At 44.2% G+C, this 23,488-nt stretch carries 23 protein-coding genes; 6 read left to right on the forward strand and 17 right to left on the reverse strand.

The window, feature by feature from the left end; genetic code table 11:
- The first annotated feature begins 320 nt into the window (after window positions 1–320).
- Window positions 321–1,178, forward strand: coding sequence for a hypothetical protein (locus tag HUW51_RS21045; RefSeq protein ID WP_185271574.1), 858 nt, complete (start codon window positions 321–323; stop codon window positions 1,176–1,178).
- 244 nt (window positions 1,179–1,422) lie between these two features.
- Here HUW51_RS21045 and HUW51_RS21050 read toward each other — a convergent pair whose 3' ends face one another.
- The 11 genes from HUW51_RS21050 to HUW51_RS21100 all read right to left on the reverse strand — a co-directional run bounded on the left by HUW51_RS21050 (window position 1,423) and on the right by HUW51_RS21100 (window position 13,997).
- Window positions 1,423–2,712: an MFS transporter gene (locus tag HUW51_RS21050; protein WP_185271575.1), complete on the reverse strand. Its 1,290-nt coding sequence runs from the start codon at window positions 2,710–2,712 to the stop codon at window positions 1,423–1,425.
- A gap of 53 nt (window positions 2,713–2,765) precedes the next feature.
- Complete coding sequence (locus HUW51_RS21055; protein WP_185271576.1) at window positions 2,766–3,536, reverse strand: 3-ketoacyl-ACP reductase; 771 nt, start codon at window positions 3,534–3,536, stop codon at window positions 2,766–2,768.
- A gap of 241 nt (window positions 3,537–3,777) precedes the next feature.
- On the reverse strand, window positions 3,778–4,929 hold the full coding sequence (locus tag HUW51_RS21060; RefSeq protein ID WP_228466799.1) for a Gfo/Idh/MocA family protein: 1,152 nt from the start codon (window positions 4,927–4,929) through the stop codon (window positions 3,778–3,780).
- Window positions 4,930–5,005: 76 nt separating this feature from the next.
- On the reverse strand, window positions 5,006–6,232 hold the full coding sequence (locus HUW51_RS21065) for an alpha/beta hydrolase family protein (protein WP_185271577.1): 1,227 nt from the start codon (window positions 6,230–6,232) through the stop codon (window positions 5,006–5,008).
- 133 nt (window positions 6,233–6,365) lie between these two features.
- Window positions 6,366–7,196, reverse strand: coding sequence for a sugar phosphate isomerase/epimerase family protein (locus tag HUW51_RS21070; protein ID WP_185271578.1), 831 nt, complete (start codon window positions 7,194–7,196; stop codon window positions 6,366–6,368).
- The gene (locus HUW51_RS21075) at window positions 7,196–8,578 is read right to left on the reverse strand and encodes a glycoside hydrolase family 88 protein (protein ID WP_185271579.1); all 1,383 of its coding nucleotides are present in this window, start codon (window positions 8,576–8,578) and stop codon (window positions 7,196–7,198) included. The genes HUW51_RS21070 and HUW51_RS21075 overlap by 1 nt, the downstream gene beginning before the upstream one ends.
- Before the next feature lie 95 nt (window positions 8,579–8,673).
- Window positions 8,674–10,530, reverse strand: a complete 1,857-nt coding sequence (locus tag HUW51_RS21080; RefSeq protein ID WP_228466801.1) for a PQQ-dependent sugar dehydrogenase — start codon at window positions 10,528–10,530, stop codon at window positions 8,674–8,676.
- Window positions 10,531–10,825: 295 nt separating this feature from the next.
- Window positions 10,826–11,269, reverse strand: coding sequence for a ferritin-like domain-containing protein (locus HUW51_RS21085; RefSeq protein WP_185271580.1), 444 nt, complete (start codon window positions 11,267–11,269; stop codon window positions 10,826–10,828).
- Between the two features lie 112 nt (window positions 11,270–11,381).
- Window positions 11,382–12,626 carry a BaiN/RdsA family NAD(P)/FAD-dependent oxidoreductase gene (locus HUW51_RS21090; RefSeq protein ID WP_185271581.1) on the reverse strand — a complete coding sequence of 415 codons (1,245 nt, stop codon included), beginning with the start codon at window positions 12,624–12,626 and terminating at the stop codon, window positions 11,382–11,384.
- A 33-nt stretch (window positions 12,627–12,659) separates the two neighbouring features.
- On the reverse strand, window positions 12,660–13,478 hold the full coding sequence (locus HUW51_RS21095) for an SDR family oxidoreductase (protein ID WP_185271582.1): 819 nt from the start codon (window positions 13,476–13,478) through the stop codon (window positions 12,660–12,662).
- 66 nt (window positions 13,479–13,544) lie between these two features.
- Window positions 13,545–13,997, reverse strand: a complete 453-nt coding sequence (locus HUW51_RS21100) for a YkvA family protein (RefSeq protein WP_185271583.1) — start codon at window positions 13,995–13,997, stop codon at window positions 13,545–13,547.
- Window positions 13,998–14,083: 86 nt separating this feature from the next.
- Here HUW51_RS21100 and HUW51_RS21105 point away from each other — a divergent pair, with 86 nt between their 5' ends.
- Window positions 14,084–14,656 carry a DinB family protein gene (locus HUW51_RS21105; RefSeq protein WP_185271584.1) on the forward strand — a complete coding sequence of 191 codons (573 nt, stop codon included), beginning with the start codon at window positions 14,084–14,086 and terminating at the stop codon, window positions 14,654–14,656.
- A gap of 24 nt (window positions 14,657–14,680) precedes the next feature.
- Here the strand turns inward: HUW51_RS21105 and HUW51_RS21110 are convergent, their stop codons facing one another.
- Window positions 14,681–15,172, reverse strand: coding sequence for a GNAT family N-acetyltransferase (locus HUW51_RS21110; protein ID WP_185271585.1), 492 nt, complete (start codon window positions 15,170–15,172; stop codon window positions 14,681–14,683).
- A gap of 133 nt (window positions 15,173–15,305) precedes the next feature.
- Window positions 15,306–16,685: a PhoH family protein gene (locus HUW51_RS21115; RefSeq protein ID WP_185271586.1), complete on the reverse strand. Its 1,380-nt coding sequence runs from the start codon at window positions 16,683–16,685 to the stop codon at window positions 15,306–15,308.
- A 374-nt stretch (window positions 16,686–17,059) separates the two neighbouring features.
- Here HUW51_RS21115 and HUW51_RS21120 point away from each other — a divergent pair, with 374 nt between their 5' ends.
- Complete coding sequence (locus tag HUW51_RS21120) at window positions 17,060–17,593, forward strand: toxin-antitoxin system YwqK family antitoxin (protein ID WP_185271587.1); 534 nt, start codon at window positions 17,060–17,062, stop codon at window positions 17,591–17,593.
- A gap of 57 nt (window positions 17,594–17,650) precedes the next feature.
- The gene (locus HUW51_RS21125; protein WP_185271588.1) at window positions 17,651–18,376 is read left to right on the forward strand and encodes a DUF3784 domain-containing protein; all 726 of its coding nucleotides are present in this window, start codon (window positions 17,651–17,653) and stop codon (window positions 18,374–18,376) included.
- Window positions 18,377–18,420: 44 nt separating this feature from the next.
- On the opposite strand, the gene HUW51_RS21130 is transcribed toward HUW51_RS21125, so the two are convergent.
- The 3 genes from HUW51_RS21130 to HUW51_RS21140 all read right to left on the reverse strand — a co-directional run bounded on the left by HUW51_RS21130 (window position 18,421) and on the right by HUW51_RS21140 (window position 20,439).
- On the reverse strand, window positions 18,421–19,050 hold the full coding sequence (locus HUW51_RS21130) for an RNA-binding domain-containing protein (protein ID WP_185271589.1): 630 nt from the start codon (window positions 19,048–19,050) through the stop codon (window positions 18,421–18,423).
- Between the two features lie 38 nt (window positions 19,051–19,088).
- Window positions 19,089–19,925, reverse strand: a complete 837-nt coding sequence (locus HUW51_RS21135; protein ID WP_185271590.1) for an SDR family oxidoreductase — start codon at window positions 19,923–19,925, stop codon at window positions 19,089–19,091.
- 139 nt (window positions 19,926–20,064) lie between these two features.
- Window positions 20,065–20,439 carry a DUF3127 domain-containing protein gene (locus HUW51_RS21140; RefSeq protein ID WP_185271591.1) on the reverse strand — a complete coding sequence of 125 codons (375 nt, stop codon included), beginning with the start codon at window positions 20,437–20,439 and terminating at the stop codon, window positions 20,065–20,067.
- Window positions 20,440–20,612: 173 nt separating this feature from the next.
- On the opposite strand from HUW51_RS21140, the gene HUW51_RS21145 reads away from it, so the two are divergent.
- Window positions 20,613–21,554, forward strand: a complete 942-nt coding sequence (locus HUW51_RS21145) for an isoaspartyl peptidase/L-asparaginase family protein (RefSeq protein ID WP_185271592.1) — start codon at window positions 20,613–20,615, stop codon at window positions 21,552–21,554.
- A 43-nt stretch (window positions 21,555–21,597) separates the two neighbouring features.
- On the opposite strand, the gene HUW51_RS21150 is transcribed toward HUW51_RS21145, so the two are convergent.
- Window positions 21,598–22,500, reverse strand: coding sequence for a cyanophycinase (locus HUW51_RS21150; protein WP_185271593.1), 903 nt, complete (start codon window positions 22,498–22,500; stop codon window positions 21,598–21,600).
- Window positions 22,501–22,880: 380 nt separating this feature from the next.
- Between HUW51_RS21150 and HUW51_RS21155 the strand changes: the two genes are divergently transcribed.
- Window positions 22,881–23,375: a YciE/YciF ferroxidase family protein gene (locus tag HUW51_RS21155; protein ID WP_185271594.1), complete on the forward strand. Its 495-nt coding sequence runs from the start codon at window positions 22,881–22,883 to the stop codon at window positions 23,373–23,375.
- Window positions 23,376–23,488 lie beyond the last annotated feature (113 nt).

Genomic DNA, 23,488 nt, shown 5'->3' on the forward strand with positions numbered 1-23,488 from the left:
TATTAAATTTTCAGAAAGCACATTCGCATGAACCTGGCCTATAAATTTCCTGGCTGATTAAATTTTTAAAATTTTGACCGGATTATAGTTTGCAAGATTGCCAATTGATTGATCGGATATTTGGGTAAAAAGCCAATAAAACCAGGTGGTAAGTAGTAGTACTTATTTTAGTAATTACTGATTTACGCGCAAGTGTACGGCGTAAAGGCAACCTACCTTTGTATTACTCCAAGCGGCAAAGCCCTTTACAATCCTTCTAAACCATTAAAATTTTAAAAATTTAAACATTTAATCCATCTACTACTTGCTACGCCTGAACCATGAAAAAACCACAACTTACTATTGCTTTGTTAGGATTTACCTTCATGAGCATTTTTGCTTCCTGCGAAGATTCTAAGAAAAACGATCCGCAGCCTAACCCCGGAGATAACCATAACAATCAAGGCAAATCTTGCCAGATCGCCACTATTTCTGAAAATACCGCTACGGGGCTGGAAAATTCAGAATTTATTTATGATGCCCAAGGAAAACTGACCCGGGTAAATACCAAAGAAAACAATGCCGTTACCGAGTACATGACTTTTGAGTACAATAATGCCGGGAAAGCCACCAAAATGTCGATGTTTAATGCCAATAACGTGCTGCAGGAATATTTTACCGTGGAGTTGAACGCGAATGGCAATCCAACAAAAATGAATTTTTATTCGAAAGAGGAGGATTCTAACAAAATGGAAAATATTACCCGCTACGAGTACGAGTACAACGGCCAGAATAAAACTAGTAAAGTAAACATGTTTCTGGATCTGGCGGATAAGGGAACTTTAAGTTTAGCCGGTTATATGACTTTTACCTACGATAACAAAGGCAACCCCAATCATAAAGAATACGCCGTTGCCATGGGCGTGGGTCAGGCTCCAACATTAGCATACACTTACGATTATACTTACGATTCGAAAGAAAACCCCGTTAAAAGCACACCGATTATTAACGTAGAGCCACTGGCCGTGAACAACGTTACTAAAGTGGTAGCTACGAACAAATTAACTAATGCGGTAGATAAAATACAATCGCAGGATATTACTTACGAATACAACAACAACGGTCTGCCAACTAAGATTACCACCAAAACGCAGGCCGGTACAACTACCTCCCAAACCTACAGTTATAATTGTAAATAATACCCGGTTAGGTTGGTTTGTGGCCGCTTGTTATACGAGCGGCTACTTTCATTTTTACGCATTAAGCACAAAAATTACACCCCCAAAAACCCCGGAATTGGGAGTGTTAACCTTAAATCTTCCTGAATTTAGCCCAAGAAGCTAAATGGCTTTTGTTTTATTTCTTAGAAAAGGAATTTTTTAAAAATTTAAATCTCAGAGCCTGATCGAAATGCGGGAATAAGCAATTACACCATAAAATCGATTATTTTTTTTCAACTACAGAAGTAGTTTGACCAACTTCGGGTACGGTAGTTAAATTGGGAATATCTTCTTCGTGGTAGTCTAATTCTTTATGGAAAGTTTCTTCCAGCCGCGATAAGGCCCATAACGCAATAGCCACAATCAAGCCTCCCACCAGAGCGGCGCCTATGGTAAGACCAAAATGTGCTTTGGCAAAAACAAACAAGGCCGAAATGGGAATTACCGAAGCACGTACCAAATTAGGCACCGTAGTAGCCACCGTAGCCCGCAAATTAGTACCAAACAATTCGGCCGCAATGGTGATAAACAAAGTCCAGTAACCATTGAAAAAGCCTAAAGCGGCGCAGAAAAAGTAAAACGTTGTTAAACTTTGCGTTTTTACAAGTAAATACACCAGCATTAAAGCGTAAGAACCCAGCAAAAAAAGCAGCATGCCTTTTTTACGACTTTGAAACCGCTGACTCAAATATCCAGACACTAAATCGCCGCCTACCTGCCCGGCAAAGGCCAGCATCACGGCTTTGCCCGCCACAATAGGTTCAGTTACGCCTAAAGCGGCGCCAAACTCCGGTGAAAAAAAGATAAGCACTCCCGAAACAAACCAGATGGGCGTACCAATTAAAATGGAATATAAATATTTGGTAAACCGGGCGCCGCTGGAAAAAAGCATAAAAAAATTACCCCGTTGCACCTGTTTATGTTTTAAGTGCAGAAAAACGCCGGATTCAAACACCCGCACCCGCATTAAGAGTAATACCAGGCCTAAAGCCCCGCCCACAAAGTAAGACACGCGCCAATCGAAAGTAGCGGCCACAAAATAAGCCAGTATCGCCCCAAAAACCCCGGTAGTAGCCACCAGCGTAGTACCCCAGCCACGTATTTCCTTGGGTAAAATTTCGGCCACTAAAGTAATACCCGCACCCAGTTCTCCGGCTAAGCCAATGCCCGCAATAAAACGCAAAGGCAGATACTGTTCGTAAGATGTAACAAATCCGTTGGCAATATTGGCCAGCGAATACAACAAAATAGAACCAAACAGCACCGACAAACGGCCTTTTTTATCGCCCAAAATTCCCCACAGTATGCCGCCGATTAACATGCCGGCCATTTGCATATCCAGGATCAGCAATCCTTTGTGAAACAGCTCTTCGTCGGATAAACCTAAATCTTTTAAACTGGGGACCCGCACAATGTTAAACAAAAACAAGTCGTACATATCTACCAGGTAACCCAGGGCAGCTACAATTACGGGTACTTTTAACAATTGCTTAAAAGGAGGGCTGGAAGTCATACCGCAGGATTTAGGTAGTTACGTTTTAAAAAATTTTTAAAATTTTAGAATTTCTACAAGCGAGGTAAGGTTAAACCGCCATCCACCATTAACACCTGACCGGTAGAATAGGGGAAATAGCCCAGCGCTAAAGCGGCCACAGCTTTACCTACGTCTAAAGCTTCGCCCCAACGTTGTTGCACGGTTAAACCGCCGGCAATTAATTTGTCGTACTTTTCGGTTACGCCCGCGGTCATGTCGGTTTTAATAATACCGGGACGCACTTCGTACACCGGAATATTGTATTCGCCCAGGCGCGCTGCAAACAACTGGGTAGCCATACTCACGCCTGCTTTGGCCACACAATATTCGCCGCGGTTTACCGAAGCCACGGTAGCCGATACAGAAGAAACATTTACAATGCAACCCGAAAACTCTGTTGCTTGCGTTGCCTGCTGGATCATCCAGTTAGCCACAGCCTGGGTCAGAAAATAAGGACCTTGCAGGTTAGTGGTGAGTACGTGGGTAAAACTTTCTTCGGTGGCTTCCAGAATATCTTTCCGCTCTTTGGGGGCAATGCCAGCGTTATTTACCAGCACATGCAGCGCACCGAAACTCTCTTTAATTTCCTGCAGCATCCGTGCTCGGTCCGTGGTCGAAGCTACATCGCCCTGACAGTAAATAACCTTAGCCCCCAGTTGTTGCAGATCCGCTATTACTTCATTGACTGCTTCGGCTGGACGAACCCCGTTAATTGCCAGATCAAAACCTGCCTGCGCCAATTGCGTGGCAATTCCTAACCCAATACCCCGGCTTCCGCCCGTTATAAAAGCTACTTTTCTCATGAAATTTTTATAATTTCTAAATATTTAGAAATACAATCTCGAACTAAGTAAAGAGACATTAGTATCAAGATATTAGATGTTAAACTTTTAAGTAATTAAAATTTTACTAATCAATAACATACAGCAACAATCCCTATTGACACTATAGTAATTTAACTTTATCCAATTACTTATATAAAAAACTTAAGCGAAAACTAATTACTTTTAAATTTAAGCTGCGAACTGTGGATCATCGACTAATCTACAATTCCGGTACATCTACCCAGCAGCGTTTGGCCCAGCTTTCCAAGCCTTTTTCGGCGAGTTGCACACCTTTGGCACCTTCGCGTAAGTCCCAGGGAAAAGGAGTGTCTTTTACCACGTGTTTCAGGAACAATTCCCATTGCACTTTAAAAGCGTTTTCAAAAATTTCCTGCTCCGGTACTTTCGACCAGCCTTCCATGAAGTTGATGGGTTGCGGAATATCGGGGTTCCAGACGGGTTTGGGGGTATTGCCGTAATGTTGGGTGTAGCACTCCCGCAAACCGGCTACTGCCGAGCCTTTCGTGCCATCAACTTGCAGGGTAAGTAAGTCATCGCGGCGCACGCGCACGGTCCAGGAAGAGTTGAAGTGTGCAATAATGCCGTTCTCCAATTCAAAAGTGGCGTAAGCGGCATCGTCAGCGGTGCAGCGGTAAGCCTGGCCATTTTCGTCGATGCGTTCTTTAATGTGGGTAGCGCCCAAACACGAAACCGCTTTTACTTTCCCGAAAATATAATCGAGCACGTAGCGCCAGTGACACAACATGTCAACGATAATGCCGCCATCATCTTCTTTGCGGTAGTTCCAGGACGGGCGTTGCGCCGGAATAGTGTGACCTTCGAAAACCCAGTAGCCAAACTCGCCGCGTACCGACAATATCTCGCCAAAGAAATCATTCTGGATTAAGCGTTTTAATTTCAGCAAACCCGGCAACCATAATTTGTCCTGCACCACACCGTTTTTAATGTTGTTTTGTTTACACAGCTCGTATAGTTCCAGGGCTACTTCGGTGCTCACGGCAGTGGGTTTTTCGCAGTACACGTGCTTTCCGGCTTTCACGGCCTGCCGCACGCCATCAGCCCGGCGGCCGGTGGTTTGGGCATCGAAATAAATCTGGTATTGTGGGTTCTGCATTACACTATCCAGGTCGGTGGTAAACTTGGTTACGCCCGATTGTTCCGCCAACTTCTGCAGCTTTACGGCATCCCGGCCCACTAAAATCGGATCGGGCATGATAAACTCCGAAGGACTTACTTTTACCCCACCTTGTTTTATAATTTCGACGATGGAGCGCATTAAATGTTGGTTCGTGCCCATGCGGCCGGTTACCCCGTTCATGATAATACCTACCTGGTGGATAGTGGGAGCCATTTTGTTGAGTTAAAAGTTATGAGTTGAGAGTTATGAGTTACTAGTTGCGTGTTGTAAAATGTAATTTTTTAAAATTTTAATTTTTGGAAGCTATGCTATAAGCCTGAAGCATTTTAGTTATGGCTTCGTCGGATTCAATGGCGTTGGTTGGTTTAGGATGATCTTTATTCCAGACTACCAGATTTTCCCGGGTTTCTACTTTTACAAAGCTTTCATCTATTTTTCCTTCGCGATTTTTTACTTTGTTCAGGTCTAGTTTTAAATGTTTCGCTAAGAAGGTGTAAGCTGCTAAGCGTTTGCTGGGGCCGTAATCGTGGCCTTCGTCGGGTAAATGAACGTTCTGAACTAAGTTTTCCTGGTTATAGAGTTTGTAGATATTCCGGATGTACGGATATTCCACTTCGGGCGTGTTTTTAGTCCAGTCTTTCCCGTCGGATACCAGGAGCAAGGGACGGGGAGCGGCTAAAGCGGCTATTTCTACGTTGCTGGTTTGGTGCTGGGCGCTTTTATGCACCGGCATGCCGCTTTCGCAATTGCAACCGCCAAAAAAGTGCGCCGAAACCATCACTACTGGCACCGATACCGCAATGCGCTTATCCAGTGCCGTAAGTAAAATAGTTTGCGTACCACCACCCGATTCGCCGGTTACGCCGATGCGTTTGGGGTCAACTTCGGGCAGAGAAAGTAAAAAATCGACGGCGCGCAAGCCATTGTTTATTTGTAAAGTTAAGGCTTTGGGGTGTACCTGAGGTACCTGGTGAATTCCCTGATCTGATTCGCCGTAACCCAGCATGTCGTAGGTAAAAACTATAGCGCCCATGCGGGCCATGGTAGCGCAGCGTTTCTGCACCGATTCGTGAAAGCGGCCTTGCGTTTTTTGCTCTTTGTAATGCCCGTGCGGAGATAAAATAGCCGAGTAAATCGATTTTTTCTCAGTAGGCCGGTACAAATTACCCGTCACAAAGAAACCCGGAAAGCTTTCAAAAGCTACATTTTCTATGGTATACCCATCGTATACCCGTTTGCTGTGGATAATGGGCTTTAACGGATTTTTACTGGGCAGATTGCTAAACTGCCCACCCGTGATAATGCCTTGCCGGATGATAGCGGCCCTTTTTTCCCAACTAGCTTTGTCGTGGTACGTGGCGGCAAATTGCTCCAGGGCGGCTTTTCCTTCTGGTTCGGTAAAATAAGCACCCCGGCAGAGCATACTTTCATCTACCTGATCCTGCGCAAAAACCGGGCAGCTCAAACAAAAGCCCAGCGATAAAATCAAAACCGATTTACGTATTGCAACTTTCATTATCCGGAAGAATAAATTTTTAAATTAAACGTAATCCTGAAAATGTAAAAATTTAAAAAAGCAATTTGCCGCTGCTCATTAACCCGTATACTTTAATGCCTACTCCTAAAAATCGGGTATTGTACCAGTACTATTAAGTGTGCTGCAGGTATGCCGATGTAATTTTTTTTAAAAATTGCTGTTGATCTTGGTGCCAATAAATATTAGAAAAAACCTCGACCTCGTTAAAGCCGTTAAAACCGGTTTCCTCTACCCAGCCCCGGATTTGTTTTAAGTTAATGCAGCCTTCGCCCATTAAGCCCCGGTCGTTGAGCATGTCCAGGGTAGGGGTTTTCCAGTCGCAGATGTGAAAAGCCGCTAAGTTATTGTGCGCGGCGCAGCGTTTAATTTGATTTTCCAGGTCCGGGTCCCACCATAAATGGTACACGTCTACGGCAACGCCCACGTGCGGCGAGTTAATGGCTTCGGCCATGTCGTTGGCTTGGGCCAGCGTGTTAATGGCCGAGCGGTCGCCGGCGTACATGGGATGCAGCGGTTCGATGGTAAGTTTTACCCTGGCCGCTGCGGCGTGTTCCAGACAAGCCATAATTCCATCCTGAATTTGTTGCCGGGACTCCGTTAAAGACTGACCAGGAGCAGCGCCGCACACCAATACCACCATAGGTGCCCCGAGTGCTTCGGCCTCGTCGATGGCTTTTAAATTATCCGCAATAGCTGCCTCGCGCTGGGATGCGGTGAGCGCCGGAAAAAAACCGCCCCGGCACAACGATACAACTTCCAGGTTCAGGTCGCGGAGCATATTGCCCGTCTTTCTAATATCCCGCCCCGCTAAAGCATCGCGCCACACGGTAATGCCACCAATACCCGCCGCCGAAAACTCCTGCGCGGCTTTTTCGATAGGCCACGGTTTGGTGGTAATGGTATGCACGCATAAATTTTTGAAATCAGTTAACTCTTTCGCCATTACTGCACGCCGTTGTAAAAAGTATAATAAGGTTCCTGGTTATTAATTTTTTGTAAATACAACGCAACTTCCCGGATGTGATAATCACCCCACATGCTGGATTCCCCACGCGGAATGGTGCTGCCCTCGGGTACGTAATCCCAACCATTAGGCCAGTGATACACCGAATGTAATAAGATTCCCTGGTGGTCCGGGTTGGTACTCAGGTACGGCTCCTGCAGTAAAGTTTGCACTACGGTTAACCCGGCTTGCCAATATGTTTCACCCGCCTCCTGTTCGCCTCTATCTTTTAAAAATTTTCCCAGGCGCAGTAAACCTTGAGCGCCAATGGCGGCCGCCGAAGCATCTACCGGTTCCTGGTTGTTAAAAGGATCGGCGGGTTGGTCGAGGTAATTGCCTAGTTTATGCAGGTTGGGCGCTCCAGTATCCCAGTAGGGTAAGCCATCAATGGGGGTGTGGGCCAGGTAAAAATCGCAGGTAGCCCGGGCCGCTTTCAGCAGGTAAGTTTCAATCTCATCCCGGCCACCAAAGTTGAGTAATTCGGTATCCGAGATGGTTTGCAGAAACTCCAGTTCTTCGGCGAAGCCGCACATGGCCCAGGCCAAACCGCGGGTCCAGGTGCTGAAACCCGTATAGCCTTGCTGCGAGTTAGGGGCACGGTAGTTCCCGTCTTTGGTGTTAAAAATACTTTCGTGGGCAGTGCGGCCCCAAATGTCATAGGAGTCGCGGCCTTCGCCGTAATAAACGGAATACTGGGCGGTAGCCTGGCAATGCAATAAAGCCCGTTCGAGCAGATTAATCCGCACGTCGTTTTCTGCTTGTAACAGATGGCCTAACTGATGGCTGAGCATTAAAGCCCGGCAAGAACGGATGGTATCCACGAACAAAGAATGCGGACCGTTGAAAGAATGGATAAAACCACCATTTTTAATGGGCGTCCAGCGGCTGGCCTGCACGGCTCCGGAAACTTTCAGGGCGAGTTCGTAAAAGTTTTTTTCCCACGCGTTGTAATCAATTTTCTCTTCGCGCATTAATCGAAGCAAATTGCCGTAGGTACTTACGTTGTTAAAACCGTGGTCGTGCACACCAATGTGGCTCACGTGCGGCGCCATTACGGCTACGGTTTTACTGCGCCCAAAATTTAAAAATTCAACTTCTCCAGTAGCATCAAATTGTAAAATGGCTGAGCCAAACTGAAACCCCTGGGTCCATTCGGTCCAGCCGCGGGTGGTGTAATGGCCTTTAACAGTAAAAACCGGGGAGCCCTGGCTGGTATCATACTGTTGTTCTATGTTTCTGATTTTTTGTCCGGATAAGTCCCAAAACTTTTGCAATAAAGGTTGCAGGTGGGCAGCTTGTAAGTCTTTTTTGATTTGAATCATTCCAGATGGAAAGTATATAGAAAAGTTAAGTACCTGATTTTAAAAATTTAAAATAACCGGTAAATACACGAGGTAAGTAACTAACCAGCTAAATTTTAAATTTTCTTGTTGGGCGAGCACCCATTTACCCGCCATATTTTACCATCGGTTTTGGTATAAATGAACAAGTTATGGTTCAGCCCCATGCCAAATCGTAAATCGGTTTTCCGGTGCCCGGTAATTTCTTTAAAGGTGGCAGCTTTGCCCGCAAATTGCAGCGTAAATTCCTGAATGGGGGCTTGTTGCCCAAGTTTTAACTGGCTACTTTCCACGAAAAACACGCGCCCGCTCACAATATCCCCGAAAATGTATTTGCCTTTTAAAGCAGGAATACTGCCCGAGTACACAAATCCCGCAGAAAAAGCATTGCCTTCGTCGTGGTCGAACTGAATGACCGGGTAAGTATAATGATAGGTTTGGTCATCGGTGGGCAGCGGATAAACTTTATCCATTTTACCAGTATAATTTAGTAAAAAGGTGCCTTCGCGGGCAGGCCAGCCGTAATTTGCGCCAGCAACGCCAATGTTTAATTCTTCGATGTTGGTTAAGCCGATGTCCGAAATTAACATTTTACCATCTGGTGCCCAGTAAATCCGGTTGGGATTGCGGAAGCCGGTAGCAAAGATTTCGCCTAAGGTATTCGAATCATTGTCCTGGGCAAAAGGGTTAATAGCCGGAATGCCGTACTTACCGTTTTTGCTATTATTACCCCGCGGGTCAATGCGCAATACAGTGCTCCACACAGTTTTATTGGAGTTGCATAAAAAAGAATATTTTTGTTCGGCTGCGCCACCATCGCCAATGCCAATGTATAACAAACCATATTCAGGCGAACCCGGTTTGGCAAAAGGATTAAAGGTTATTTCCTGCACGCCATGAATTTGATTAACCATGTTAACCCGCAAGAGTTCGCGACCTTTACCGGCAAAAACCGGTGCACTCGGATTAGGTAAATGCCACTCCGTTAAAACCCACTGCAAAGCTACTTTTATAGAATCGGCATAGACAAAATCGGCTGGGGCGGTATTTGCGCTTTCGGTGTGGGTAGTGTAAAACAAGCCATTTTGGTAAAAATCCGGGTGAAAAGCGTAGCTACCAAAACCGGTGGCTAAGCCCGGCGTGGGGATAAAAGCAGGCCTTTCTTTGCTGATATCCAGGTACTCCCGCAGGGTAGAGCCTTCCATCTCGTAGAGCTTACCCCGCAAATCCTGAAGAAAAACCCGCTGCTTTTTGCCCGGCAAAACAACCATGGTATTAATGCGGGCCAGCGGAATTTCGTTGCTCGTTAACGGCGCTGTTGTTACCGCCTCAAGGCTTAATAATAATTCAGATTTAGGAATTTTGGCCGGAATGGGATCATTTAAAGGCGTTCCTAGTTTTGCTGTGTTGGGGTCTTCCGTTTCAGGTTGCTGCGAATGCAGGTAAGCCGTTATATCTTCTACTTGCTCGGGGGTTAATGCGGTAAAAGCAGGCATTACTTGTTTATACTCTTCCACTAGTTTGGTGGCGTGGACATCGCCGGAACTAATAACGGCGGGCGCATTGGAGATAAATTGTGTGAGCCAACTTTTACTAACCCGGGAAGTAACACCCGCCAAATTAGGACCAATCCCTTTTTGCTCAAAACTATGACAAGCCGTGCAGTTGCTCTGAAAGACTTGCTTGCCTTCTAAAATGGTATGTTCGTCGGTGGAATAATTGTTTTGTACCTGAACCGTGGCCGGTACTTGTTTTACTGTTGCATTGATGCTGGAATCGGGATTAATTACAGCAGTTGTGGTGGCAGCCACCTGGCTTTTGCCATTTCGGCAAGAGGGCAAACCGGCCAGTAAACCAAAACCTAAACCGGCATATACTATCCAATTATAATTCTTGTAAAAAGTTTTACCGTTCATCCACCGGTTAAAAATCATGATATTTTAAATTTAGAGCCATTCCCTGCGTTTAGTTTTGGGGTTTAAAATAAGAACCAGTCAAAACATTTGCATTTTTTGGGAACAAAGTGGCCACATGATAATTAAAATTCAGGAGAATTATAAACCGCTGGCGTAGATAATTTTAGTAAGCAAAATAAATATTTAAAATTTTTATCAATCTGAGCTTTTTACTAAACAGGATTATTTAGTTGGCCTGAAATTTTGAAAATGCGCGAACAAAAAAAGCAGAGGCTTGGTAGCCTCTGCTTCTGTAAAATTCTATTTTTTTAAATTAAGCTTCGTCGCGTAAGTCGCGGATGCGGTCGTGGGCTTCTTTTACCTGCTGGTATTGCTTTTCTACCACCGATTTTAAATTGGCCGGTAAATCAGCTTTTAAAGCTTTTTCGTATGCCGATACGGCGTAATCTTCACCGCGCTCGCACTCCGATAAAATTCTTTTCCGGTCCCGGGCCACAATAGCCGAAGATAAATCTAACCAGGTGCGGTGTATGGTTCCTTCAATAGAACCACTCTCGTCCTGGGTTTTACCCATTTGGTGCAATTGATCCTGTAATTCGGTAATCATGTTGTCGCGCTGTACTGCGTATTGCCGGAATAAGCTTTTTAAATCTTGCTCGTGTACATCTTCGGAAGCGGTACGGTACCCTTTTTCGCCATCTTTGGCCCGTTCAATCAGGTGGTGTACCACCGCTACAATATCTTTTTCTTTGTCCATAGTTTTATCTTTATTAAAAACAGAGTTTAGAATTATTTCTGTCCTATAAACTGATATCGGCGGGAAAATGTTACTTAAAAATACAGGATGTGTAGTTATAATTACCTAAAGCTTAATTATTTTGGTTGGCGGCCATGGCTTTGCCCGCCAGAAAAGCTGTAGTCCAGGCCGCCTGAAAGTTAAAGCCCCCGGTTACCCCATCAATATCCAGAACTTCGCCGGCAAAATATAAGCCCGGAATTTTCAGGCTCTCCTGGGTTGTTGGGTTTACTTCTTTTAAATCCACGCCGCCGCAGGTAACAAATTCTTCTTTAAACGTAGTTTTACCTTTAACCGGAAAAGGTGCCCGGAGCAGGAACTCCACTAATTTGTTTTGATTTTTAGCCGGCAACTCAGCCCACTTTATTTGGTCGGTTATGCCGGCCAAAGCGGTTAAAGCTTTCCAGAGGCGTTGGGGCAAATTAAATAAAGCATGGCTGGTTACCTGCCGACGGGCATACTCTTGCCGGTATTGCAGCAAAGCCTCCCGCAACGATTCTTCGGTATGGTCGGGAACCCAGTTGATTAAGGCCGTAAATTGATAATTTAATTGCTGTAACACCCGGGCGCCCCAGGCCGAAAGTTTCAGTACGGCCGGGCCGCTAAAGCCCCAGTGCGTAATCAACAAAGGCCCTTCATTTTCCAGATTCTGCCCGCTGATTTTTACTTTGGCACGACCTACGGCCACTCCTGTTAAATCCCGTAAAGGCGATTCGGGCACATTAAACGTAAACAAAGATGGAACCGGCTCCTGAATACGTAAACCTAAATCGCGTAACCATTGGTAACTTTCTATTTTGGGGGCACCGCCCGTGGTAATTAAAACTTTGTTGGCCTTTAGGGTAGTGCCATTACTTAGCCTTAAGTGAAATTGCCCATCCGGTGTTGAACCTGGTAGTGTTATTTGTTCTACCCCCAAACTGGTTGTGATGTTAACGCCGGCTTTATGGGCTCCTTGCAGTAAACAATTAACAATAGTTTCGGAACTGTTACTCACCGGAAACATGCGGCCATCGGGCTCGGTGTGCAATTTAACACCCCGCGCATTAAACCAGGCAATGGTTTCGGGGGCGCCAAAGGTTTTAAACAAATTTTTTAAAAATTTACCTCCCCGGGGGTAATACTGCGCTAAGTGGTTGGGGTTTAAACAATAGTGCGTTACGTTACATCGTCCGCCGCCGGAAACCCGAACTTTGGAAAGTAGTTTGTTTGTTTTTTCGAGTAAAATTACTTTAGCGGTAGGGTTATTTTCGGCGCAGGTAATAGCCCCAAAAAAGCCTGCGGCCCCACCGCCAATCACTACAATGGTTTCTGTCATTATATCGGTTAAAACCCGCTAATACAACGGAGCTTAAAAGAAAAACATAGGGTCCGGGTAAATAAATTCAAAGGTAAGCCGCGACTTTATTTTGGCGTTACAGATGATTTTAAAAGCAGGATTTACCGAAGATGCAAATTGCGGCGGTTCTAATTGCAAAGCCCGAGCTGCCGCTGTATAAAATTGCTGACGGGTAGGATGCTGATCGGCCGCGGCATTAAAGGTATCGTTAAAGGTTTTTTGCGCGATTATTTGCGTGATCAGGCCAATACAATCTGATAAATGAATCAGGTTTACCGGCGATTCGGGTTGGGCTACGCCGGTTTTACCCGCTAAAAACCGGCCCGGATGCCGGTTACCACCCACCAAACCGCCAAACCGTAGAATAGTAGTAGCGTGCTGAGTACTTTGTTTTAAAAGTTTTTCGGCCTGGTAAAGCGGACTTTCGGTATCTAGTGCTTCTAAATCTTCTTCCGTAACTACCCGGTTTACGTCGTGGTACACCGATGTAGAAGAAACAAACAACACGTACTGAACAGACGAAGTTTGCATGGCCTGGTACAAACGCTGTATTTGCGGTAAGTAAAATTTTTCATGCCCGGCCCGAAGGCGCGGCGGAAAGCTGATGATTAAATAATCAGAATTTAAAAAACTTGTTAAGTCAGCGGTAGAAGATTCTTCAACCAGATTAATCAGGTAGGGTTGTATTTGTTTTTGCCGGAGTGTTTCCAGTTTCTCGGGCGTGGTGGTAGAGCCAGCTACCTGGTATCCTAAGTTAATAAGGTGTTCGGCTAAAGGTAAACCTAACCAACCGCAACCCAAAATACTTACCCGTGCGCCAGAATTTTTCATAAATCAGTTTTCAGCTCCAAAATAAATTTATCCGGAGCAGAAAAACTAATTCAGTAAGTTTAAAGCTTAAACCACGGCTACCATGGGTTCTTCTTCGTCCAGGTAGCGGGTTTCCCAGCTTTGGAACCGGGTTATCTCGCTTTGGAAAGTAGTTACAAACCAGGCAATCAGGCTTAAATCATCAGAATAACCAATCAAGGGCAAAAAATCCGGGATAATATCGATGGGTAAGAGTAAATACAGCAAAGTGGCTAAACCCAGAATTAAAGCCCGGTTGGGTATTTGCCGGTAAGAGCCGTTAATATAAGCCCGCACCAACCGGATGAAGGTGAAAAAGACTTCTTTCATTTGCGCAACCCCGCTTTTCGGACTTTTTACGTCGATTAACTTGTCGTAAGCTTCCTTTAAAAGCAGACCGATTTTTACGGGTTTACCCAGCAGCGTCGCAGCCCGTTTTACCAACATGTGAAAAATAGCTTTTTTAGAAATTTCTAAACCTTTATCCGATAATGTACTCATGGGCTTAAATTTTAAAATTTAGAGTATATACGATAATTTATGCGCCCGAGATAACCAATTGCCAGGTTACTATTTAGAATAAAATTTTGGGGCAAAAACCACAAACGCTTACATTTATTCCGGAACTAACCCTAAACCCTATGATTGCCAAAGCGCCCTTAAACGAAGTAGCTGTTTTTGCCCAAAGATACCTGGTGCAAATTCCGGAAGGGGATATAATTCAGCGATTACAACAACAAGCCGCGGAGTTAAAAACCATACTCACAAATTTGCCCGACGAAAAATTAAACTACGCGTACGGCCCTGACAAATGGAGCATTAAAGAATTATTTGGCCACATGGTAGATACGGAACGTATTCTGGCTTACCGGGCCTTGTGCATTGCCCGCGGCGACCAACAAACGTTGCCGGGCTTTGACGAAAATGAATACGTAAACCACGCTTTTTTTAAAGAACGGGAATTTGCGAGTTTATGGCAGGAGTACGAGTGGCAAAGGTTGAGCAACATTACTTTGTTCAGCAGCTTTAACCAGCAAACTTTGCTCCGCGAAGGCATGGCTAATAATTCCCCGGTTACGGTGCGGGGTTTAATTACCATTATTGCGGCGCACGAGTTTCATCATATGCAAATTTTAAAGAATCGTTATTTAACAGAATAAAATCTATAAGCTAAAGCATACAAGTTACAAAAATAAAACCATTTGCTCTTCGTGGTAATAAACGCCGGCGGGGGTTTTTAGGGCATTTTTTTCATGAGAAAACACCTCGAAACCAAAGCTTTGGTAGAGTTTTTTAGCTTTTACGTTGCTGGCAATTACGGTAAGGTAAATTTGTTCTAGGCCGGGTAAACGGCGGGCTTTGGCAATGGTGTTTTGTATCAAAATTTTACCGATACCCTGGCCTGCGTACGGTAAACCCACGTACATGCGGTACAACAAAGCTTTGTGGCGCATATTCGCAGAAGTTTCCCGTTCCATACTTACTACGCCCATTAACTCTTCGGTGGATGTAATTACTGCCAGCGTAAAGCTCTCGCTAGATCCCTCCGTAGGGAAATAAGTCCATAAATCATCCGCCGGGCTGGTCCGGAAACAATCCGGGTGGTCGCGTAAGCCTTGCAGGAAAAAGTTTTTGTAGTTAAGCGGTTTCTGTGACGTTAACTCTACTAAGCGCATAGGTTACTTCATTTTTTAAATTTTTGAGTATACGGTTTAAAATAAAGTTAATCTAACGCAGATTCAAGTAAAAAGGCGGCGCTGGTGCCATACCAACGCCGCCTTTTTAGCTCGACTTGTTTGCTTCTGTAAGTTATAATAACTCGTTAGCCAGGTTTGCCAACTCCGACCGTTCGCCTTTTAGCAAAGTTATGTGGGCGTACAAGGGATGGTTTTTAGCCTTATCAATTAAATAAGATAACCCGTTACTTTGCGTGTCCAGGTAGGGGGTATCTATCTGGTAAATATCGCCGGTAAACACAATTTTGGTGTTTTCGCCAGCCCGGGTAATAATGGTTTTTATTTCGTGGGGCGTTAGGTTCTGGGCTTCGTCCACGATAAAGAAAATATTTGATAAACTCCTGCCGCGGATATAAGCCAGCGGCGTAATTACCAGCTTTTCCTGTTCGGTTAATTCTCTTATTTTCTGATGTTCTTTGCTGGTTTCGGCAAACTGGTTCGAGATAAATTTTAAATTATCCCAGAGCGGCTCCATGTACGGGTTTATTTTGGATTTAATATCGCCGGGCAAAAAGCCAATATCGCGGTTACTCAGCGGCACAATGGGACGCGCCAGATAAATTTGTTTGTAATTCCGGCGTTGTTCTATCGCCCCGGCCAATGTCAGCAAAGTTTTACCGGTACCCGCCACGCCCTGAATGGTTACTAATTTTACCATGGGGTTCATGATGGCGTGCAAGGCAAAGGCCTGCTCGGCATTCCGGGGTTTTATGCCGTAGCCGGTTAATTTATCTACCCGCTCCAGCCGCCGTTCTACGGGGTTATAATACGACAGTACCGAGGTTTTATAACTTTTTAGTATATAATAATGATTATCCGGTGGTTCTTGTTTTAAAACTTCCAGGTTAGTGGATATTCCGGTTTCGTAAAGTTCGGTAATTAAATTAGCGGGTACGTTTTCGAGTAGGTCGTTGCCCGTATACAGGGCATTTACGTTTTGCACTTTGCCGGTTTCGTAATCTTCGGCAGGTAAATTTAAGGCCCGGGCTTTTAAACGTAGGTTAATGTCTTTGGTAACTAAAATTACTTTGGTACCGGGCATTTCGTGCTGTAACTGCAGTGCCGAATTTAAAATTTTGTGGTCGGCCTTTCTTTCATTAAAAACTTTTTCGGCGTCTACCGGCGAATCGTGTGTCATCAGTACCCGGAAATTGCCTTTGTTCTTCCCGCTTAAGGGCAGCCAATCCTGCAGCATATTTTCGTGCGACAACTGATCGATGAAGCGGATAAACTCGCGGGCTTCAAAGTTTTTTATATCATTGCCTTTTTTAAAATTATCCAGTTCTTCCAGAACCGTAATGGGTATGGCTACGTCGTGCTCCTCAAAATGCTCTACGGCGCTGTGGTCGTACAGAATGACGGAGGTATCCAACACAAATACTTTTTTTACTTTGGCAGGTGCTTCCGTCTTTTTACGGGCAGGAGCTCTTTTGTTTTTTTGAATTTCGGTCATACACAAGAAAGTAATGCGGGTAAATAGTATGGTAGTTTAGCCATTGTGGAGCGGAACTCCTAGTAAGTTAGCCGGAATATTTCTACGGGAAAAGATAAAAACCTGGTGTCGCAATTTGGGTTTTTGACTGGCCTTTTTACCTGGGCTTAAAAGCAAAGCCGCTGCAGTTAATTCTTTTTTTTTAGCGCTACCGCAACATTCTAAAGGCCAATAGTGTTATGAAATGAAAAGACTTCTTTAAAAATAAATCTCTTCTTTTTTCATAAACAAGTTAGCTCGGCGTTAAAAGTAAACAGAAACTTTAAGTTGCCTGGTAAATTACTTATATTACGCTAGTTAACCGGTACAAACGCCATCATTTAAATTATAGCATCATGAACATTATACTCCGCCTCGGATTGCTGATACTATTGGGTTTGGCCATAAAGCCAACCGCGCAGGCGCAAATCCTCAAAAATGTATTTGGTAAAAATAAACTCAATAAAGAAAAAGAACACGTAGGCCGCTGGAACTACAAAGAAGATAAAAACGATCCGGATTTAATAACCAGTAAAGGCCGCTACAAAAACGGCAAGCAGGTAAAAAAATGGAAATACTTTTACCCCAACGGCCAGTTGTATTTGGTGGAAAAGTACGACTCTAAAAAAGACTTTCGGATTTTGAATGCGACTTATTACCACAGAAATGGCCAGATTGCGCACACTGGCAAAGCCGTACAGGAAAATACCAAAGATCGGATTCATTATTACTGGATTGGCGACTGGAAGTACTATAACCCCGATGGTTCTTTACGCAAAACGGTAGTATACGAAAACGGTTGGCCCATTAAAGCCATTTACCCGGATGGCCACGAAGAAGCCGAAACGGCCGAACGTTACCAATCCGGGCCGCAGTTAAAGTCTTTGTAAACCTTACAGCTTCTTTTTAATATTTTAGAAATTTAAAAAATTTAAAAATTTAGGGGAATGCTTTATGTTCTGGGCGGCCTTAGCTTGTTGTTCTTGGTAGTTGCCTTTATTGTTACTGAAAGCAATGCCCCGTATCTTTTATCGGGCTATAACACCTTATCCGAAGCCGATAAGAAAAAATTTTACTTAGCGGGTTATATTCCTTTTTTCCGCAAATTCCACATTTTCTTAGGCCTTTCGTTTTTTCTGATTGGCTTGCTGGTACATACTTTTATCAGCGAAAATGCCGGAGGTGTTTTTGTGGGTGTTTACCCCATACTCGCTTACTTGTATTTTATCTGGAGTAGCCAAAAATTCAGTGGTAATGTTTTTGCCAAGCAAACCAAAGTAGGGCTGGTTATTGGTGTAGCGGCCTTAGCTTTTGTAATTGGTATTTTTGGCTTGGCTTTTAAGGAAAACCAGCTTTTAATTAATCCTCAATCTATTGAGCTAACCGGGGTGTACGGCGAGCTAATACCCATTTCTGACATAGAGTCGATTGCCTTAGTCGCGCAATTACCCGCTATTACCATCCGGAAGAATGGTTTTGCAGCGAGCTCCGTTCGGAAAGGGTATTTTGGCACCCGCGCGGGTAAAAAGGTAAAATTATTGATGCATACGAAAAACCCGCCCTTTATTCAAATTACCAAAAAAAACGGGGAGCAGATATTCTTTGCAGCAAAAGATAAACCCAGCGATGAAATTTTTCGGGAGTTAAAAACCCGTTCGCCGCAATTGCCCTAGCGCTAAGGATAAATTTAAATTTTTTAAAAATTCAGTTTGGTAAACTAACTTAAAGTATAAAAATCTTCTTTTTCCTTTTCGTGCCACCGCAAATACCCGTGCAACACTAATTTTATAAGAATGCGGTAAGCGCGCCTTTTCGAAATATGGGCCAGCTTCATAAATTCCGGTAAGGTAATCCGCCGGTTATTTTTTAAATAATCCAGCACCTGATAATCGGGTTTATCCAGGTTTAAGGGGCGGGCCACTTCGCTTAAAGCTGCCTCGGTACTCTTTGCCGGCATTTCTAATTTACTGGTTTGCACACTTTGGTCTTTTACCCGTACGTAGTTGCGCCAGTCGTTTTCTTTTACCTGGGCCAGATGGGGTTTTTGGGTACTTTCGGGGATAATTACTTCCAGCACTAACCGGTTTTCTATTTCTACTTCGCGGTATTTTAGCAACAGTGGAGGTTTGCAGTAATGCCGGGCCGCCAGTTGCAACGTATGTTTTTCTTCTTCGGGGTCTACGCCGCTAATGGTACCGTTATCTTGCACCCCCACCAGAATAGTACCACCCCGGGTGTTGGCAAACGAAACCAAAGTACGGGCAATTTTATCCGGATGGGTAATATTTTTTTTAAAATCTAATTGCTCGTTTTCGCCAATCGCAATTAAACGCAACAAATCGTGCATAGATAAACTTGTTTGTAAGCAGATGAGCCAGTACCTCGCTATAATTTAACTTGTTCGGCGCTTATACGCCATAACTCCTGCGCCAGACTTTTATTATACGAAAGTAGGGATGATTTAACCGGCTTTTGATTTTTATAATAAAGGCCTGATTGCTGTTCTACCTCCGGCGAAGTAGCTAGGTAAATACTGGTGGCAGCGCCTTTTTCAGGCGTTTGCATGAATGGCCGCGCTACTTTAAAAAACCACTTTAACAAACCGCTGCCGGTTTGGCCAAAACTACTAGCAATTATGCCTGGGTGCATGGCATTCGCGGTTATGTTGGTACTGTTTAGTCGGCGTGCGAGTTCGTAAGTAAACAACACATTAGCCAGTTTGGAGTTGCAATAAGCTATAAAAGCGCTGTATTTTTGGGGGTTTACCGCAGCCTCCAAATCAATCTTCCCCATCCGGTGCGCCTCCGAAGATACGTTAATTATCCGGGCGGCGGGCGCTTCCTGCAGTAAATCCAATACCAGATTGGTTAACAGAAATGGCCCTAAATGATTGGTAGCCCAGGCCCGCTCAAACCCATCGGGGGTAAGTTCATACTCGCCGGGTAATATGCCGACATTATTAATTAATACATCTAACTGGCTGTACTTTTGGTGAATCGTATCGGCTAAGCGCCGCACCGCGTTAAGGTCCGATAAATCGCAGGGAATAAACTCGGCTTCGGCGGCTGGGGCTACCTGGTAAATATCCCGAATAGCCTGGTAACCGCGCCGTTCGTTCTGCGACACAATAATCAGGACATATTGCTGCCTAGCTAACTCCAAAGCCGTGGCTTTCCCGATGCCGGAACTCGCGCCGGTAATTAAGGCTATTTTCTCACTCATGCTTTTATAAAAAAAATACCTTGCCGAATGTTTAAAATTTTAAAAATTTGCTAAAACCGCTCGGCTTACGTTTATACGAGGCACAAAAAAAATGCGGGTTATTTACCCGCATTCTACTCATAAACAGAACAAGACCTACTTAGAATGGAAGATCGTTATCTATTTCTTCGGTTAAGAAAGGACTACTGGTAGCTGGTTGCTCCGCTCTACCGTTACCCGCATTACCACCACCAGCACCAGCTTTCTCCATGCGCCAGGCTTGCAAGTTAGTAAAATACATGGTAGTGCCGTTCTTGGTAAAAGGTTTACCCGATAGGTTAAAGTTTACTTTTACTTCATCCCCAATTTTGTATTGATCCACTACGCTGCATTTGTCCTGCGTTAACTGAAACTTAACGTGCTGCGTAAAAGAACCATCTGGAATTTCCAGCACAAATTCGCGTTTCCGGAATTTCTCACTTACCTGAACCTCATCGAATATTTCGTGTAATCTTCCTTGAACCTCAAAAGACATAATCCTGATTTTTTTGAATGAAAAACAATTTACTTGTAGCAAATATACGTATTAAATCCACGAATAATTCCTTCCGGAAAAGATAATTTAGGGATTAATTTGATTCTAAATAAGACCTTTTTAATAGCCGAAAGAGAAGTTTGTAATCAGCAAAAAATTTAAAAAATCAGCGTATGAACCCCATAGCCATTGCTATCCACGGCGGTGCCGGCACCATTTTATCCGCCTTAATGACCCCGGAAAAAGAAGTTATGTACCGGCAAGCTTTACAGGAAGCAGTAGAGGTAGGGCACCAAATTTTACTGCAGGGAAAAAGTTCTTTAGAAGCCGTAGAAGCGGCCGTCCGGAACCTGGAAGATTGCATTTTATTTAACGCGGGCCGGGGCTCGGTTTTTACCCACGAAGGAAAACACGAGATGGATGCCGCTATAATGTATGGTGCTACGGGTATGGCTGGAGCGGTAGCCGGCGTGCGGCAAGTGCGCAACCCGATTACTTTGGCCAAAACCGTGATGCAACATTCCGAACACGTGTTATTAGTAGGGGATGGAGCTGAAATTTTTGGGCGAAGTTTAGATTTAGCCTTTGAACCCGATAGCTACTTTTTTGATACCGCCCGCCACGAGCAATGGCTGGCTGCCCTTAAAGCCGACCAGGTAGTGCTGGATCACAGCGCGTTGCCGGAAGCTACAACCGATAGAAAATTTGGCACCGTGGGAGCGGTAGCTGTTGATCAGTTTGGTAATGTGGCCGCAGCCACTTCCACCGGCGGCATGACGAACAAAAAGTTTAACCGGATAGGAGATAGCCCTATTATTGGCGCCGGTACCTACGCCCACAATGCTACTTGCGCGGTGTCGTGCACGGGCCACGGCGAGTATTTTATGCGGGCGGTAGTGGCCTACGATGTAGCTTGTTTAATAGAATACAAAGGTTTATCGCTAGCCGAGGCGTGCCACTACGTGGTGCACGATAAGTTAGTAAAACAAGGCGGCGAAGGCGGACTTATTGCAATTAACCAGCTAGGCGACATTGTATTATCTTTTAATTCGGAAGGCATGTACCGCGCCAGTAAAAAAAATCAGGAACCAACTTACGTAGGTATTTATAAATAGCGCCGGCGGTTTACTGTTGTAAGAATTTAAAAATTTAAAATTTTCAGGACAAATTATCCAGGATATCCTGCACGTGGCGGTGGTGCGAGGCGGAATCTTTGTAAAATTCTCGCAGGTACATATCGTATACATTGCCCTTGGCTAAAACGTGCATAATTAAATTTTCGATGGATAAAGGTTCGCCGCGTTTTGCTTCGGGCGCGTTGTTGTGTTTAATGTGGTGCCCATCCACAATAATTACCAGGTTAGAGCCAATGGTTTCAATTAAATTGCCGTGGGTAATCAGCACGCCGGTGTCTTCGCCTAAGCCAATGCCAATTTTGCGGGAGTGCAAGGCTACTGCTTCCATGAGCCGGCCAAACCGGCCACGTTTCACAAAGTGCGAATCAATGATTACGTTGGCTAAAAAGTCGAGTCCCGAGTCTAGTTTTACGGTACCCTTCATAAGCGCTTCAAAGCTGCTGCCCCGCCGGATCATAATCCCCGACATGGCCATGGCCCCGGCGCTGGTGCCGGCAATCACAAAGTTTTCTTCGTTGTGGTAACGCTCTTTGCAAATCCGCAGAAATTCTGTTCCGGCAAATGCCTGGGTAATGCGGTATTGATCGCCTCCGGAAAATAAGATGCCATCGGCGGCTTTTAAGCGGTCCAGGTAAAGCGGTAAATCGGTTTCGGGCAAAGCCCGGATGTGCATCAGGCCAATGTTTGTAAAATTTAAAATTCCGAAAGCTTTTTGATAAATCACACCTACTTCCTCCGGAATCATGGAAGCCGTGGTAATTACTTCAATCCGGGGATTGGTTTTGCCCAGTTCGTTGGTAAAGCGTTTTAAAATACCCAGTTCAAAAAAGTTTAAGTAGTATTTGCGCTGACTGCGCGAGTTCGGGTAAGTGCCTTTATCTTCGTTGCCGCCAATGGCAATAATCTTTCCTTTGGGTGTGTTCACGAGTAATCTGCGGTCTTAAATCATAAAAATTGCCCGGTTTTAAAATTCTAAACCTGGCTTATGTATGCAAATTACGGGCTTTTGGTTACAAGTTCCAGTTTTATTACCACAGCAACCTTCCAAATTTACGCAGTTAATTCTGGATAAACATAAAATAGCAACCTGGTTATAAGCTCCATTTCCAGTTTTTTAATTTTTCTAAAATTTTAAATTTTAAAAAAATCCAGCCTTAAAAGGTGCCTAATCCGAAAATTTAAAGTTTTTAGCTTGCCCCTTTTAACTAAATTATCTTTTCATTAAATCATTAACCTTCGTTGGAGGCGGGCGTATAGCAGAGGGAGTATTTTATTTATACATTAATCTAATTAAATTTTAAGACTATGAAACTGACATCCTTAAATGATTTATTGGTTCACCAATTACAAGATTTATACGGCGCCGAGCAGCAACTGCTGAAAGCCATGCCCAAAATGCTTTCTACTGCTAAATCGCCCAAATTAAAAGAAGCCATTCAAACACACATGACCGAAACGGAAAACCAGGTAAAACGCCTGGAGCAAGTTTTCCAATCGATGAATTTAAAGGCCGAAGCTATTAAGTGTAAAGCCATGGAAGGTTTATTGAAAGAAGCGGAAGAAATGATGAGCGAAGATGCCGACGCCGAAGTAATGGATGCCGGTATTATTGCCAGCGCGCAGCGGGTAGAGCATTACGAAATTGCGGGTTATGGTACGGCCAGCACCTACGCCAAATATTTGGGCCACACCGAAGCATTAAACCTGCTGTTGGAGACTTTAAACGAAGAGAAAAAAACCGATACCTTGCTTACTGATATTGCAGAATCTTCGGTAAATATTAAAGCCGAAAATCACTAAAAAAATTATATTTAAATTTTTGAATATAATTTAAAACTATTTGTATATTTGAGTAAGTATAGTGTAATTTAGAAGTGAGAATCCTGTATGTTGCTTTAAAAGCAGCATGCAGG

The sequence above is a fragment of the Adhaeribacter swui genome (genome assembly GCF_014217805.1).
Lineage (GTDB): Bacteria > Bacteroidota > Bacteroidia > Cytophagales > Hymenobacteraceae > Adhaeribacter > Adhaeribacter swui.

What these genes read in the sequence shown, in the direction of transcription:
- HUW51_RS21055 (WP_185271576.1), bottom strand. Translation starts at nt 3,536, where the DNA reads ATGAGAAAAGTAGCTTTTATAACGGGCGGAAGCCGGGGTATTGGGTTA.
- HUW51_RS21045 (WP_185271574.1), top strand. Translation starts at nt 321, where the DNA reads ATGAAAAAACCACAACTTACTATTGCTTTGTTAGGATTTACCTTCATG.
- HUW51_RS21090 (WP_185271581.1), bottom strand. Translation starts at nt 12,626, where the DNA reads ATGACAGAAACCATTGTAGTGATTGGCGGTGGGGCCGCAGGCTTTTTT.
- HUW51_RS21145 (WP_185271592.1), top strand. Translation starts at nt 20,613, where the DNA reads ATGAACCCCATAGCCATTGCTATCCACGGCGGTGCCGGCACCATTTTA.
- HUW51_RS21080 (WP_228466801.1), bottom strand. Translation starts at nt 10,530, where the DNA reads ATGATTTTTAACCGGTGGATGAACGGTAAAACTTTTTACAAGAATTAT.
- HUW51_RS21070 (WP_185271578.1), bottom strand. Translation starts at nt 7,196, where the DNA reads ATGGCGAAAGAGTTAACTGATTTCAAAAATTTATGCGTGCATACCATT.
- HUW51_RS21115 (WP_185271586.1), bottom strand. Translation starts at nt 16,685, where the DNA reads ATGACCGAAATTCAAAAAAACAAAAGAGCTCCTGCCCGTAAAAAGACG.
- HUW51_RS21140 (WP_185271591.1), bottom strand. Translation starts at nt 20,439, where the DNA reads ATGTCTTTTGAGGTTCAAGGAAGATTACACGAAATATTCGATGAGGTT.
- HUW51_RS21065 (WP_185271577.1), bottom strand. Translation starts at nt 6,232, where the DNA reads ATGAAAGTTGCAATACGTAAATCGGTTTTGATTTTATCGCTGGGCTTT.
- HUW51_RS21155 (WP_185271594.1), top strand. Translation starts at nt 22,881, where the DNA reads ATGAAACTGACATCCTTAAATGATTTATTGGTTCACCAATTACAAGAT.
- HUW51_RS21100 (WP_185271583.1), bottom strand. Translation starts at nt 13,997, where the DNA reads ATGAGTACATTATCGGATAAAGGTTTAGAAATTTCTAAAAAAGCTATT.
- HUW51_RS21125 (WP_185271588.1), top strand. Translation starts at nt 17,651, where the DNA reads ATGCTTTATGTTCTGGGCGGCCTTAGCTTGTTGTTCTTGGTAGTTGCC.
- HUW51_RS21085 (WP_185271580.1), bottom strand. Translation starts at nt 11,269, where the DNA reads ATGGACAAAGAAAAAGATATTGTAGCGGTGGTACACCACCTGATTGAA.
- HUW51_RS21075 (WP_185271579.1), bottom strand. Translation starts at nt 8,578, where the DNA reads ATGATTCAAATCAAAAAAGACTTACAAGCTGCCCACCTGCAACCTTTA.
- HUW51_RS21050 (WP_185271575.1), bottom strand. Translation starts at nt 2,712, where the DNA reads ATGACTTCCAGCCCTCCTTTTAAGCAATTGTTAAAAGTACCCGTAATT.
- HUW51_RS21130 (WP_185271589.1), bottom strand. Translation starts at nt 19,050, where the DNA reads ATGCACGATTTGTTGCGTTTAATTGCGATTGGCGAAAACGAGCAATTA.
- HUW51_RS21060 (WP_228466799.1), bottom strand. Translation starts at nt 4,929, where the DNA reads ATGGCTCCCACTATCCACCAGGTAGGTATTATCATGAACGGGGTAACC.
- HUW51_RS21135 (WP_185271590.1), bottom strand. Translation starts at nt 19,925, where the DNA reads ATGAGTGAGAAAATAGCCTTAATTACCGGCGCGAGTTCCGGCATCGGG.
- HUW51_RS21110 (WP_185271585.1), bottom strand. Translation starts at nt 15,172, where the DNA reads ATGCGCTTAGTAGAGTTAACGTCACAGAAACCGCTTAACTACAAAAAC.
- HUW51_RS21120 (WP_185271587.1), top strand. Translation starts at nt 17,060, where the DNA reads ATGAACATTATACTCCGCCTCGGATTGCTGATACTATTGGGTTTGGCC.
- HUW51_RS21095 (WP_185271582.1), bottom strand. Translation starts at nt 13,478, where the DNA reads ATGAAAAATTCTGGCGCACGGGTAAGTATTTTGGGTTGCGGTTGGTTA.